The sequence below is a fragment of the Sebaldella termitidis ATCC 33386 genome (assembly GCF_000024405.1).
Taxonomy (GTDB): Bacteria; Fusobacteriota; Fusobacteriia; order Fusobacteriales; family Leptotrichiaceae; genus Sebaldella; species Sebaldella termitidis.
Window position 1 is genome coordinate 1,689,778 of record NC_013517.1, and the last position, 14,920, is coordinate 1,704,697.

The window sequence follows — 14,920 nt, forward strand, 5'->3', positions numbered from 1 at the left end:
AAATAAAATGAAAGGTAATTTAAAAAAAGAAGGATATTTATGAAAGATTATAAAAAATTATTATTTAGTTTCTTAGCCCTTAGTTTAGCTTGGAATGCAAAATCTAGCGAAAATACTTTTATAAAAAAATATGACAGCTTATATACAAAAATAGTAAAAAATATATCAGACAAAAAGAAAGAACAGAATTTTTACAAAACCATTGAAGAGATTTTGAATAAAAGAAACTCAGAGTTAAGAGATTTATACAAACAGAATGACTATATAGTCAAACCGGAATATTTGGAGTGGCAGATTTTTTTCGGTGGTTTTTATAATGTAAAAAATAAAAAATTTACAGATAAAAACGATTATGAATACGGGTACAGCAAGGTACCGATGAGCGTGAATCTGGGAATGTATATTCCTATGAAGGACGTTTTGGGGGTCAGCCCGGCTGATATGGAAAAAAATTCAGGGTTAACAGCCGGATATTTGACTTTAAATGATCCCGGAATTAGAAATGTAAATATGTTTTCAGCAGTGAAGCCCGATATCAATTTAAATGTAAATCCATTTTCACTGTCAATGAATTTGAACGCGGAAGAATCTGAAACAATAAAATTACAGGCTGAGCCGACACCTTTGAATATACTTCTGGATGAAGTGGAGGTCTTTAACTTACAGATGAATTATATGACTACACCTTATTCTTCGGCATATTTGGGACCGGTTTTTTCAACTACACTGGGTGAAACTTCTCCTGATGATATTATATACAGAGTTAACGATATATGGAATAGTACAAATACCCTTGTAAATAACGGGTTATTGGAGAGCAGAATAAAAAGGAAAAATGCAGTTGCCCTTTTGGTAGTAAGAGGTTCAGGATTAGTGGGGACTTACGGTAACCTGTCAGTAATAAATCTTGAAAATTCTAATACTGCAGGTGCTGTAATACAGCCGTACACTGGGGGAATAGTGGGCTTTGACAAAACTACGGATTTCTCGCTGATAAATACGGAATATCTTTGGGGAACAGAAAAAAATGCGATAATCGGACAAAAATACAGTGCTTTGATAGGGCTGGCAGTGCCTCCTGCTAACGGAGTATTTACAAAGCAGGTGGGAATGGGCTACATACCAACTAATACAGCGCAAAATATACAGGTAAGGATGGAGAATTTTGGTGATATAACTATGCTGTCACCGAATAGTACAGGCTTTCTTCTGATGCCGGATATTGATATAGATCCAGGAAGCACTGCTATGGTAAATAGTACGGCTATTGCCACATATGATTCGGGATATACAAAGTATGCATATATTTTTAATAACAGTGACCAGATGAATGTACGTCAGAGAGCACTTAATGCACAATCTGGAACAATAAATGTATATGGATCAAGAAGTTACGGATTTATGACTTCACCCTATGCCGGAGATGATACCAGCTTATATAATTTCGGGATAAGCACTGAATCAGCCTATACTTCCAGCATAGCCAATCAGGGAACAATAAATGTACTTGGCGATGAATCAACAGGATTTGCAATAAAAAAGGCAATCCATCTGTGGTCAAATGAAGGAGAAATAAATGTAGGAAATAATAATTCTTCATTTTTACAGGATAATGACAATGGGAATACCATTTATGACAAAAATGGCAATCTTGTATCAACAGGAAATCAGGCACTGGTAGAAAGAGCAACGGGAATGTATACAAACCAGCCGTTGATCGCATACTCGCAGAGTTATGATTATGCATCTCTTCCGGGATATAGTGCAGATGTACTTTTCGGACTTGCGGAAAATTCAGCAAAAATAATTTTGTGGAATAATGCTGTTTACAGTTCGGGAATACGTGCAGAGAAAAACGGATATATACTTAACAGAGGAGAAATAATCATAAAAGGAGAGAACAACTACGGAATGGTAGTTGCCGATAGTAACAGCTTCGTAGCCTATACAGGAAATAATCAGGCAGTTTCTATTCCGGGAAATGACTCGTATGTCGCACCGCTGGCAGGAAGAGAGGCAAGAATTGTACTTGAATCTACAGCAGGTTCATCAGTGGGCGGTTTTGTACAAAATGAAGGAAATCTTGAAAATGCTTCCGAAATTATAGTAAATAGTATTAATTCTTCCGGGCTGTATATCAAAAGCGGAAATGCACTGAATTCAGACAGAACCAATCAGCCTAAAAATCATAATTATGGTCAGATTATTGTAAATGCAGCCGGGACAAACGGTGTACTTCTTACTAATGAAGATGAAAAAAGTGCTGTTCTGATAAATAACGGACTTATTGAAACAAAGCAGGCAGGAACTATTGCAGTGTATGCAGTGAATGGCTCACTGGCAGAAATGAAAAATCTGAATGAACAGGAAAGTCATTATACCCCCGGAGATATAATTGTAAATGGTAATTGGGCACAGAATGCAGCAATAAAAGCGGCTGACGGTGCAACAGGATTATGGCTGGAACAGTCAAATACGGCTTTTTCTGTTTCAAATCCTTCAGGATTGGCTTTAACCAGAGCTTCTATAGCAGCACCGGTAATAACAGGCAGCAGTACCAGTCAGTATACAAGTGTAGGAGTTTATTCGGACGGGATAGCAACAGCAGAATTTAAAAAAGGAATAAAATACGATCTTAATCCTACACTTTATGCAAATGACACAGCAGCTGTAAGAATCGGAAAAAATGCAGTGGCACTTTTACAAAATTATAAAATTAGCGAGGCAGATTCACGCTCAGCAGTAAATTTTGCAGGGGTAGGAGGAACATTTGATATTCAGGATCTGGAAATTAATATGGATGATAATTCTGTTATGGCTTATTCAAACGGAGGAAAAATTACTACAAATACACTGGGAGGAATACATATTTCTGGTTTGGGCAGCAATACAACATTAACATTTGTATCAAATAACGGAAGTATATTAATTAATGATACAAAAATCAGTGATTTTCTGATGTCTCCGGGAGCTGTGACCGTCGGAACCGGAACAATGGCTTATCTTGCAGAAAACGGAACAATAGAAAATCAGGTAACCACAGGCACAGAAGGACTGGCATTAAATACTGACATCGGAATGAAGGTATATTCCAAAACCGGTACAAGTGTAAGTGTGAATAAAGCAAATACGAATGTAATAAATAACGGAATAATAACTATGAAAAATAGTCTAGCCGGAGCAACGGCAATTTATATAAAATACGGATCAGTGACAAATAATGGAAACGTCGTTCTGACTGACGCTGATTCAGCCGGACTCTTTGCTGTGGAAGAATCTGATGTGATAAATAACGGATCAGTAACAGCAGAGGAAAATAATTCAGCCGGGATTTATGCTTTGTCTGATGATACAGGTTCAAGCCCTATATCGGGAGCAAGCGGAATTAATATAAAAAATTCTGGAATAATAAATGTTTCAGGAAATGACAGTGCAGGAATATATGCAAAATATAACGGAACATTTCCTATATCCGGAGCAAAAATTTATGATATAAAAAATTTGGGAATCATCAATATACGCAATACAGAAAGTGTGGGAATATACTCGGATAATGTCAAAGTCAGCAGCGTAGGGACTATTAATCTGAATGATGTAAGCCTTCTGGGCTCTTCACCATCAGGAAACAGAATAGCCGTATACGGTACAGGAAATAACACAGAGATTACAGGAGGAGGCACTATCAATCTCGGAACTGCAGATCAGACAAATATAGCATACTATCTGGTAAACGGAGCCAAATTAAGAGGAACAGGTTTAGGAACAATTACAGGATACGGGGTGCTGGTTTACAGCGGAGGCGATATTGACAATACTACACCTGACATAACTGCTTCTGACGGACAGATAGCTCTTGTGGTAAAGGGCGGATCTGGGCTTACATATGCAAAAGACATAAAAACAGGAGATACGGTCAATACCGGTACCGGAAAATATTATGCAGTAGCTCTTTATACAGACGGTCAAGCAGGAGCAATAAGTAATGATCTATATGCCGGAGCTGACGGGATAGGGCTGTATGCAGCAGGCGGAAACGGAACTCCCGGAAGCGGAAGTATACTTATTTATAATGGTCAGATAACAATAGGTGGCGGAACTGAAGGCGGAACAGGGATTTATGTAAATAAAGGATCAAATGTAAATCTTAATTCAGGAAATATTATTCTTAACGGTTTCGGAAGTGTAGGAGCATATGTGGAAAGCAACGGAGAATTCACCTTCGGAAGCGGAAGCAGTATGACATTCAGCAGTTCTGGAATAGGTATATGGGGAGAAAATGGAGCTGTTATAAATGATAACGGCGGAACTGTAATTTCTCTGGATTCTGGAGCAACAGTAATCAGAAGCAGAATAGCAAACGGAATAATAAATATAGTTGGTCCTGTAACTACAGTAGGAAACAGTATCACAGGATATGTAGTATCTGGGGAAATAAATAATATGGGCGGTTCACTGATAGAAGCTGTAAGCGGCTCTGACGGAACTGTAGGAATAGCTGCAGAAGATTATAAAACAACAGGAGCTAATCCTTATGAAGCAAATAACTTTGGGACAATAGATTTAACAAATGCTGTAAATTCCATAGGAATAAGCGTAAAAAATGCAAGGGCCTATAATGACACAGTGGCTCTGATAAAGGCAGGAGAAAAAGGTATAGGTATATACGGAGAAGGAAGTTCTTTGTTTGATCTTACAGAATTGAGAAATAACGGAACAATATCTCTAGATTATAATAATTCTGCGGGAATTTACAGTAAAGGTGCTTCCTATATCGAGAATAACGGTGCGATCACTGGAGGAGCGGCAGGTGTGGGAAATATAGGAATATACGGGAGAAAAAATTCCTCACTTTCTGTAATAACAGCAATAATCAACAATTCTTCAATAATACTCGGAGATAATGGTATAGGAATATATGCCGAGAATTCTGATATTACAAATAACGGAAGTATTGTAACAGGAAGCTCGCTGACTTCTTTGGGAACTTCAGCGGGAATTTACGCCAAAGACAGTACTGTTACGAATAATGGTAATATTAGTATAAAAGATAACGGAATTGCTTTTGCGGCAAATAATACAACAGTAAACTTAAACGGCGGTAATATAGATGATACTAAGGGAAGTCTTGTTTATGCAGAGAATGGTTCTGTGGTAAATTACAGTCTTGGGAACCGTACAACAGGAGAAAATCCGTATATATATCTTAATGACAGTGTGATAAACTTTATTTCACCGACAAAGATAACAGTATCTGACAATGGAACAGGAATATTTGCAGCAGGTTCTTCAGCAGGAATAAACGGTAGCTTATCTCTGGATATTGCGGATAATGGTACAGGGATATATTTACAAAATACCGGGCTTTATACAAACAGCAATGTAATAAATCTAAACGGACAGAAAGCATGGGGAGCGGCAGGAGAGAATACGGATATTGCCAATGCCGGAGATATAAATATAAACGGTGAAGGCGGAACAGGAATTTATTCGGTGCTGACAGCATCCGGAGCAGTAAATAATACAGTAAATACCGGGAAAATAAATGTAAGCGGAGAAAATTCAACAGGAATTTATGCTGTGGGTGAAGACAGCAGTTTGGGAATTTTAGGACAGATAACTGTGAATAATAATGGTGAAATTAATCTTGGCAGCAGTCTTGATTCGAATAAAGCCAAAACCGGAATATACGGGGATAAAGCAGTAATAATAAATAATAACAGAGATATATTAGGTGCTTCCGGTGTAATAGGAATATACAGCGACGGTGCTGCGACAGTACAAAACGGTAAAATAGTATTTGGAGATGCTTCAACAGGAATTTATTCTTCCGGAGGAACAGTAAATATAGCAGCCGGTTCTGAAATTACTGTGGGAAATAATAGAGCAGCAGGAGTATATGCAGTAAACGGTTCAGTAATAACAAATAACAGTAGTAATGTAAATGCAGGTGAAAATAGTGTAAGCTTCTATATACAGGACAATGGTTCAAAGATAACAAATTTCTCGAATTTAAGTGCAAATAAAAATAGTACAGTATTTTATTTAAAGGATTCAGAAGCGGATAATCAGGGTAATATTCTGGCAAATGGAGAAAAAGCAGTAATTTTCTACGGATTAAACAGCAGAATCAGTAATTCGGGAGTATTGGATGCTCAGGGTAATTCCGGGGTAACTGCAATTTATTCTAAGAATTCAGCGGTGTTAAATACAGGAGATATTATAATGGGAGACAGCATAATAACAGATTTGTCAATTCCTGCAAATAACAATTATTCAGTAGGAATATACGGGGATAATTCAATAATTGAAAACAGTGCCGGGACAAAAATAACTGCCGGTGAAAATGCAGTGGGGATATACAGTAAAAATAACAGTACAGCTGCTGTTAATTACGGTATTATAGAATCTTCAAAGTATGGTGCAATAGGAATGTTTGCAGAAAACGGAACAATTCAAAATGACGGGACAATAATACTCAGCGGTGATAAATCAATAGGAATGGCCGGAAGAATAGATGCTGTTCTGATAAATAACGGAGTAATAACTTTAACAGGAGATGACAGTATAGGAATCTACGCAATAGCAAATTCCAGCGTTGAAAATAACAACACTATTGAATTACACGGAAATAACAGCACAGGTATTTTGATGGAGTCAGGTTCTCAGCTTATAAACAGCGGTACAATTAATTTATACGGAAATGTTACAAATAAGGCTTTGATAACAGACGGTAATTCAGGCTATATACTTCCCAGCATAACAAATGCGGGTGTAATAAATGTAGAAGAAAAATTTGAAGCTGACGGTATAAAAATAAATATAAAGGTAGACCCGTCTTCTGTGAGAACACCTACAGTATCTGAAATATCTGCTTTTGGATATACAGCAGAGGATGTAAATGCAAAGTTTTTGATATCAGATGCGGTGCAGTTCAAGGCTGACAGCTTCAGCGTAAGCGAGCCTGTTACTGTGATGAGTGATTTTTCACAGGGGACAAACAGTACTGTTTATAAACTGGAAAATGTATTTAACCCGAGAACATCAGGAGGAATAAACAGCGGTATGCTGTCTGTATTGTCAGAATCACTGACGTGGAATGCAATTCCTGATATAAACAGTCAGGGAAATGTAGATATCTGGATGCAGAAGCTTGATTATACAGAATTTTCAGCCGGAAAATGGTACTATGACTTTGCAGAAGTGCTGGATTCAAAATATGAAGATGCCAGTGGAAATGCACTGAAAATTTATGATAAAATTGACAAAATAACAAAGGAAAAAGATTTTGACAGAATTATGGAGAGTTTGGGAGGAAATATATACTCCAATATAAATCAGAGAGAGGAAGACATAGCGGAAATTTTTGATAATTCTCTTGCATTGCTTCAGAATTCTTCTAATAATACAAAAGAAAACGTAAAAATAAATATAATTACAGGTGCGGGGAAAACTGGTGAAAAAGCTGACGGTGTACCTTCTTATGATTATGAAAGTGTCGGAGTGCTGGCTTTGAGAGAAGTAGAGAGAACTTACAGACATACATACGGATATTCACTTGGATATTTGCATACGAATTTTGATTTTGACGACGGAAGCAGCAGTAAAGAGGAAGCAGATACATTACAGGCGGGAATTCATAATAAATACACAGTAAATGACTGGAAATTTATTAATAATCTTACAGGAAGAGCAACTTTGCATAATACTGACAGAAACATAGACTGGACAGATTCATCCGGAAGATCTGAAATGAACGGAACATATGAAACATACAGTATAACAATTGATAATATAGCAGGAAGAGAATTTCAGCTTAACAAAAACATTAGTGTAATGCCTTATGGTGCATTAGCAGGAATGTATGTAACAAGACCATCATTTGAAGAAAGCGGGCTTGAAGCTCTGGAAGTGAAGAGTAATGATGCATGGAGCGTGAAACCGCGGGCTGGTATGGAATTGAAGGCATCTGTTCCTTTAGGAACAAATGAAAGCTGGAAATTAAAAGGAAATTTAGACCTGTTTTATGAATATGAACTTGCAGATTTAAATAAACGAGAATCAGCAAAACTGCTCGCAGTAGAAGAAAATTATCATAAACTGGCTAAGCCTGATGAAAATAAAGGAAGAATCGCGGCAAGAGCAGCAATAGGCGTAGAAATGAATGACAGATACGGGATTTTCTTAACAGGGGCTTATTCTGCGGATGGCAGTGAAAAAGAGGATTACAGAGCCGGGGTTGATTTGAAAATAGTATTCTAGCGCTTAGGGATAATTAGCTTTGTGTTATTGTAGACCGGCAGCAGGAGCAGCAGAGCAATCACAGATGTTATACAATGATATTCACAAAGTAAATTAAAAACTTCCTGTAGTATTGATCATTACAGGAAGTTTTTTAGTAAATCGGGAAATTATTTTTGTTCTCGTAATTGGTGACTGGATATGATAAAATATAGACATTAAGACCAGAGATAATAAAGGAGGAATTTTGCATGGCTGATAATAATGAAAAGGATATTTTTAAAAATCTTATCTTAGCAGGTGTCGGTGCACTGGCAATGACAGCTGAAAAGATCAGTGAAAGTATTACTGAACTTCAGGAAGTAGGTAAAATTACTGCTGAGCAGGGGAAAGAGATAATAGATGAACTTGCTAAAAAGGGTGAAATAACTATAGAGCAGGGGAAAAAGATTGTTGAACAATTGAAAACTGCTGATAAAGAAACTGGTGCTGCAGAAAATGAATTTGGAACTATGAATTTTGAATCTATGGATGATGAGAAATTAGCTCGTTTAAAAGAAGAAATTGAGAAGATAGAAAATGAAAGAAAAGGAAATCAGGAATAGGCTGTTTTTAGGTTTATTCTGACAGGCCAGAGACACTTTTTACGGGTGTCTTTTTTTGTGGGTTTAATCGTAATGTTGATGATAAATGTTCAATTTTATTTGGTTTATTTGCATTCTAGTATAAGCAATAAAAAGAGTCTTACATTTATTTTTATAATATAAAAAAATAAAAAAATATAAAATATATGCTATTAATATAATAATATATACAAATATTATTGTTTAATAAATTTATTAATTAATGAAAGAAAAAAATAAAAAATATTTGAAAAAATAAAAAAATAGGTTATAATTAATTAGTTTTATAAATTAAAGAAAAGTACAGTAAAGGAGGAAAAACTTGAGATTATCATTACATTGTGAATTGAAAGAAAATGAAATACCATTGGATTACCGGAGAAAAATAGTGTCAATGTTCAAAAGATGTTTAACAAACTACGATAAAGATGTTTACAACAAGTATTACCATATGAGAGATCCCATACAGAAAGAATTTACATTCTCTAATTACTTTCAAAAACCTATTATGAAAAAAGAAACAATAGAAATACCGAACAAAAGAATCATCATTAATTTTTCCACTTCAGACAATGTGATAGGAATTGATTTTTATAATGCATTTGTCAAAAATCTGTATCAAGAAATAAGATTTTCAAATTTAAATAGTATAAAAATAACAAGAATAGTCGTACAAAAGGAAAGAAAAATAGTTTCAAATAAGGTGGTTTTCCGTACTCAGTCACCGCTCATAGTTCGTGACCATCATCCTGAAAGTGGTAAAGATTGGTATTATTCTTGCAATGATATGAATTTTGAAAAATTTCTGAAAAGAAATTTATATAATCAGCTAAAGGATAAATTTTCTGAAAAAATAGAAAAAGATTTGGAGAATTTATCTATTAGAAAGGTAGATATGAAAAAAATAATTGTAACCTCTTACGGGATAAAAATGGCTTCTTCCATAGGAAGTTTTGAAATGGAGGGAGAGCAGTACATTCTTAATGAAATTTATCAGAGCGGCGCAGGCAGTAAGAAAAGTCTTGGATTTTCTATGGTAGATATTGTATAAAGAAAGTTAAACAAAGCAAGATAATAATAAATTTTGGCGAGACATTATAATGTGTTTGTAGCAGGTTCAGTTAATATTTTTGAGAAAAATTTTAAGGAATATGAAATTTAGAAAAATTATATTGAGTTTTTAGAAAAAATAATGAAATTAATACTTGAATTTTTCTTTTATTTTCTTGTATAGATAAACTATTAGTGTAAGGTAATGAATGAAAGGATAAATTAAAAAATGAAACCGTATTTAAGAATCAGAGAAAATGGAGAATTTGCGACACAAAGTATTGCTTTTGCCAAAGAAGGTTTTGATATATTAGGAATTCCAACTGCTACTTTTACACATATTTCACAGGTACCTTTATCTAAGGGAAATATGATAGTAGGTTTTGTAAATGAGGTTCGGGGATACTTGGCACAGCTTGGAATTTCAACACCGGATATTGATTATCCGGAAGAATTGACAAAGTATTTAGGAAGAAAGATAAAAAAAATAGCAATAAATAATGCAGAAATTTTTATGAATGAAAATTCACAACAGAGATATTTTATTAAGCCGGTGATTGATAAACAGTTCGATGCTTTTATAGCTGAATATCTTCAGGATTTGGCACGATTAAAACATTTTGATAAAAAAACTAAAATATGGATTTCTGAATATATGAAATTTGAAAGTGAATTTAGATGTTATATATACAATAAAAAACCATTGGCAATTTGTAAATATCGTGGTTATGCAGTGGGGGAAATAGATTATTCTATTGTTCTGGAAATGGCTGAAACTTATGTATCAGCTCCGGTAGCTTATACATTGGATGTAGGACTATTTGAAAGTAAGCTGTATTTAGTTGAGGTAAATGATGCTTATTCAGTTCAAAATTATGGACTGGCAGTGGATAAGTATGTTGCATGGCTAATGCTTAGATGGTCTGAGCTCAGCGGGCAGGAAGTCAAAAAATGTTTTGTAACTTTAAATAAGATATTGAAAGGGAAAAAATGAATTCATTGAATATTTTACTTTCTTACAGTTATATTTACAATTTATTTCCAATAACTTGGGGTGATATTTTATTTGGAATACATGAAGGATTTTTAGATTTTAAAGCTGCTGTTGAACATAGTTATAATATTATAGAAAAAGAAGAAAATTCTTCTCAAAGAGTTTTAGATATGGCTTTTCTACATGGAAATGAGTCAATTTATCCACTTATTGATGAATTAGTTGAAGAAGAAAATAAATATGATGAAAAACATGCTAAAGAAAAATATTTATATGCAGTTTTAAAATGGGTTTATAAAAATCAGAGTACATTTTTAGAGCCTCTTGAAGCAGTAGAATGTATTTATGCAGACTTTGGTTATCCAGAAATTATATCAAAATTTGTACGATATGCTTCTAATAATGAACCAGATCTTGGTTCAAGAGAGTTGAATATAAAGCGTATTTATAATAATTGGGAAAAGTATCTGGAAACTGAGAAAATTAAATGGAAAAAAGAGATGAATATTAAATTCTAAAAAAACAGGGTTTTACGCCCTGTTTTTGTCAATCCGTTTCATAATTTTGCCATGTTTTTCCAAATAAAATTCCCCATCCAAAAAACTGATTTCTAAGTATAGAATTCAAATGAATGAAAGAATCAGAAATTTCTGCAATTCTTCCGCTTAAATCTGGAAAATCCTCAGCCAATTTATCAAGCATGACAAGTGATTTTTCTTCCTGAGAAATAACTTCAGGCATTTCTTCCAAAAAATTAAAAATGAAACTCTCAATTTTTGTTTTCATAAATTTACATCCCCCTAAAATTAAAATATTTTATAATAATATTGTAACATATATTAGAAAAATGTAAATATATATTTGTAAAGATATGCTTATTTCTGTTGATTATAGTAATCACTTCTTTGGAGAAGTATAAATTATTAATTCTTCAATACTGCAATTAAAAAAGTCTAATAATTTTAAAATAGTTTCAATGTAAGTTTTATTAGTATTGTTATTATAATATATTTTATGTAAAACAGGTCTCGAAACACTTAAATTACTAATTATAAGCTGTCTTTCAAGCTCAGCAATACTCCTGATTCCTCTTTCAGCCATAAGAATATTAAGTCTTGATTTTATCATATATCTCCCCCTTGATATAAATTAATTTTAAATATTTTAACATTTTATAAAAATATAATCAATAATAATAGTGAAGCTAAAAAAAACCGCCCATTCCGGCGGCATATTTATTTTTTAGGAGAATATTTACTCCCTGTAACCTGTTTTTTAAATTCCTCAAGCTTAATAGTATTCTTCTCTCTGTCGTTCTTATTAGTTTCCTGAATCTTCTTAGTCTCACTAATACCATTAGTAATAGTTCTCCAAGTTTCCTCGATAGTTTCTATCTTTATAGAACTCGTTCCTGCCATTTTTGCCAGAGTAGCAGCATTTTTTGAAACAGAATTCGCATTTCTGATAAGCAGTTCATTTGTTTTATCATCCAAAACCTGCATTGATCTGGCCTGCAGCTCCTGTCTTTTCAGCATAATGGCCTGTGTAAGACATTGCTTGAAGATAGGCAGCGTAATAAGAAAAGCCGAGTTAATTTTTCTTATCAGGTTGTAGTTACCAAGCTGTATCATCTGTATCATAGGTATAGTCTGCATTGCCACATTTTCAGAAATTCTAAGATCGTATATTCTCTGATCCAGCATATCCCTTGCCTGAAGAAGTGACTGATAAATCAGTGCAGCTTTTTGATCATCGGGATTTTGGGCCTTTACTTCATATTCGGCAATATATTTGTCCACTTCTTCTTTTGCCAGCTCACCAGCTACAATGTATTTTTCAAGTGTTTCATAAGTTTCCACATTAGCTTTTGCCATTTGCTCGAGATTCATATTGCTTTGTCTTGTCTCAGCCTCATATTTTTTTAAAACAACATAGATTTTATCCACTTCTGTTCCAAGATCTTCATATTTGGTAAATAATTTGTCAATAGTGTCTTTGGCTTTATTAAAAAGCTTACTGACAACTCCCTGTTCCTTATAAGTATTGAATTTTTCAAATTCCTTCGGATCAAATTTGTCCATTACTCTGGTAAGCTTGACAATAAGCTCCCCGCTCTCCTCAGCTTTCACTTCCTTCATCTGCAATAAAAGGCTGTCTGAAACATTGGAAATCCCTTTTGAAGCAGAATCGCCGAAGAATAAAATAGTATTCAGATCATTAACTACAATTTCTGAAGTCAGGGCCTGCACTTCCGGATCATCCCGCAGTTTAAGCTTAAAATCATTTGAATATTCCTTAATTTCTTCCGGCATAACAAGCAAAACTTTTTCTTCCTGAGGGCTGTCCTCGTCTGGTAAAGATAACTCGAATTTCTTTTCAAAATTAATCATATTTATCTCCTTTATTAAAAACATAGCAGTAAAGCTGTTTTTATTTTTTTAAATATTAAATATTTTTTTGATAATAGAAGGCTCTTTAAGCTCTGATTCAGATTTTAACGGCAGATTTCTTACGAATTCTTCTAAAAATATTGTGTTAAAATAATGATCGTCAATATAATTTTCTATACTTCCGCCTCCTGCTGTGTTAAAAATAACTATGTCAAATCCCACTCTGTTCAGAAATGCAAATAAAAATGCAGATTCGACATTCATATCCTCAAGATGACTTGTATAAATAACTATTTTAGGTATATTCTGGGTAAAATCAAAAGTTTCCAGAGAGCTTAATACCTTTGAATCCATAAAAATTACAGAAGCAATAAAGTGGAGTATATTATTATTTTCAAGTTTAAATTTGAAAATAGGAGTATTTATAGTTTCCTCTATTTTAGACAATATGAATTCTTCCAGTTCAAATCTGATGTTTTTAATTCTGTATAATGGATTTAAACGCAGTTCTTCTTTTATGATTTTCTTATTTTTATCTATTGCAGAATCCAGAGAAAGTATACGTGATTTTTCAATGGAAATAGGAGCAATATTTACAGTACCGGCAAAAAGAGTATTTTTGCTTTTTCTAAGATCATTAATCAAAGAAAAATATTTTACACGATCAAGATTTACACCGTTTATTTTAAAGAAAAAATTAGGAATAACTACTGTATTTTCATTTTGTATATGAAATCCAGGTCTTACCTTTGCAGGCTGGTGAAAGTAGACCTCCAGATCCTCAATAGTACCGTTAATTAAAAGCGGAAGTGTATTTCCCTTCACAAACTGAAAGGGCTTGAATATTCCTGATTCAGGTGTAAAAAAACTTTCCTTGAGTTCTTCACTGGCTATTTTTGTAGGCGAAGTAATTTTATTTACGACTTTCCCCTGATTTGCAAAAAAGTCAAAAGTAGCATTAATATTAGAATTTTGAATATCGTATACAAATTTTTGTATAGGAATTTTAAAAGTATATTTTTCAAAAGGATCTTCTGCGGGATTCAGATAAACTACATCAAAACCGACAGCCAGCAGAAGAAAAAGAAATAATGCCTCATGTTCTTTTATTTTTCCAAAGTAAAAAACTTTCGGATTATCTTCAAGCTTCCAGACAATATCTTTCAGATTATCCTGAATCCAGACAATCATTTTTACCACAAAATTTATTTCGATACTCGGTGTTTTCAAAAGATTATTTTTTTTAGCCAGTTCATATATGACAGAAAGTGCATTTTTTAATCTTGTATTTAATTCTTCATTATCAACAATCTTCAAAGAACTGTTTTGTATTTCTTCAAAATTAATATCATTAATTAAAGCCAGAATATCGTTAACCCTGTCAGGAACAGCAGAAAACGGAATTTTTTCCTTAAAAAGAAGATACTGCGAATTATATTTTGATGTTTTATCTTTGATATTAGCTAAAAAATCACAGTAAATACGCATGTCGTTTATTCCTGTAATACCGGCAAAATAAACATAATAATTATCAGTTTTTGCAGTCCTGTCAGATTGCTTTTTGAAAATATCCTGAAAAATATCATTTGATTCTATTAAATTAGAAAGATGAATTCGTTTCAATT

General features: G+C 33.7%; 9 protein-coding genes. 5 read left to right on the top strand and 4 right to left on the bottom strand.

What is annotated here, in order from left to right; all coding sequences use genetic code 11:
- Positions 1-39: 39 nt before the first annotated feature.
- The 5 genes from STERM_RS07810 (at position 40) to STERM_RS07835 (ending at position 11,423) form a co-directional block, all read left to right on the top strand.
- Positions 40-8,259, top strand: coding sequence for an autotransporter domain-containing protein (locus tag STERM_RS07810; RefSeq protein WP_012861046.1), 8,220 nt, complete (start codon positions 40-42; stop codon positions 8,257-8,259).
- A 230-nt stretch (positions 8,260-8,489) separates the two neighbouring features.
- The gene (locus STERM_RS21200) at positions 8,490-8,843 is read left to right on the top strand and encodes a hypothetical protein (RefSeq protein ID WP_012861047.1); all 354 of its coding nucleotides are present in this window, start codon (positions 8,490-8,492) and stop codon (positions 8,841-8,843) included.
- 340 nt (positions 8,844-9,183) lie between these two features.
- Positions 9,184-9,912: a CRISPR-associated endoribonuclease Cas6 gene (gene cas6, locus STERM_RS07825; protein WP_012861048.1), complete on the top strand. Its 729-nt coding sequence runs from the start codon at positions 9,184-9,186 to the stop codon at positions 9,910-9,912.
- Positions 9,913-10,140: 228 nt separating this feature from the next.
- Positions 10,141-10,905 carry an ATP-grasp domain-containing protein gene (locus tag STERM_RS07830; protein WP_012861049.1) on the top strand — a complete coding sequence of 255 codons (765 nt, stop codon included), beginning with the start codon at positions 10,141-10,143 and terminating at the stop codon, positions 10,903-10,905.
- The gene (locus STERM_RS07835) at positions 10,902-11,423 is read left to right on the top strand and encodes a DUF2247 family protein (protein WP_012861050.1); all 522 of its coding nucleotides are present in this window, start codon (positions 10,902-10,904) and stop codon (positions 11,421-11,423) included. The genes STERM_RS07830 and STERM_RS07835 overlap by 4 nt, the downstream gene beginning before the upstream one ends.
- Positions 11,424-11,451: 28 nt before the next feature.
- On the opposite strand, the gene STERM_RS07840 is transcribed toward STERM_RS07835, so the two are convergent.
- From STERM_RS07840 to STERM_RS07855, 4 genes are all read right to left on the bottom strand, one after another.
- Positions 11,452-11,691: a hypothetical protein gene (locus tag STERM_RS07840; protein ID WP_012861051.1), complete on the bottom strand. Its 240-nt coding sequence runs from the start codon at positions 11,689-11,691 to the stop codon at positions 11,452-11,454.
- 111 nt (positions 11,692-11,802) lie between these two features.
- Positions 11,803-12,033, bottom strand: coding sequence for a helix-turn-helix domain-containing protein (locus STERM_RS07845; protein WP_012861052.1), 231 nt, complete (start codon positions 12,031-12,033; stop codon positions 11,803-11,805).
- 107 nt (positions 12,034-12,140) lie between these two features.
- Positions 12,141-13,295 carry a toxic anion resistance protein gene (locus tag STERM_RS07850; RefSeq protein WP_012861053.1) on the bottom strand — a complete coding sequence of 385 codons (1,155 nt, stop codon included), beginning with the start codon at positions 13,293-13,295 and terminating at the stop codon, positions 12,141-12,143.
- Positions 13,296-13,343: 48 nt separating this feature from the next.
- Positions 13,344-14,918, bottom strand: a complete 1,575-nt coding sequence (locus tag STERM_RS07855; protein WP_012861054.1) for a YceG family protein — start codon at positions 14,916-14,918, stop codon at positions 13,344-13,346.
- Between the last annotated feature and the right edge of the window lie 2 nt (positions 14,919-14,920).

Coding starts and splice junctions, on each gene's coding strand:
- STERM_RS07850 (WP_012861053.1), bottom strand. CDS start 13,295: ATGATTAATTTTGAAAAGAAATTCGAGTTATCTTTACCAGACGAGGAC.
- STERM_RS07835 (WP_012861050.1), top strand. CDS start 10,902: ATGAATTCATTGAATATTTTACTTTCTTACAGTTATATTTACAATTTA.
- STERM_RS07810 (WP_012861046.1), top strand. CDS start 40: ATGAAAGATTATAAAAAATTATTATTTAGTTTCTTAGCCCTTAGTTTA.
- STERM_RS07845 (WP_012861052.1), bottom strand. CDS start 12,033: ATGATAAAATCAAGACTTAATATTCTTATGGCTGAAAGAGGAATCAGG.
- STERM_RS07840 (WP_012861051.1), bottom strand. CDS start 11,691: ATGAAAACAAAAATTGAGAGTTTCATTTTTAATTTTTTGGAAGAAATG.
- STERM_RS07830 (WP_012861049.1), top strand. CDS start 10,141: ATGAAACCGTATTTAAGAATCAGAGAAAATGGAGAATTTGCGACACAA.
- STERM_RS21200 (WP_012861047.1), top strand. CDS start 8,490: ATGGCTGATAATAATGAAAAGGATATTTTTAAAAATCTTATCTTAGCA.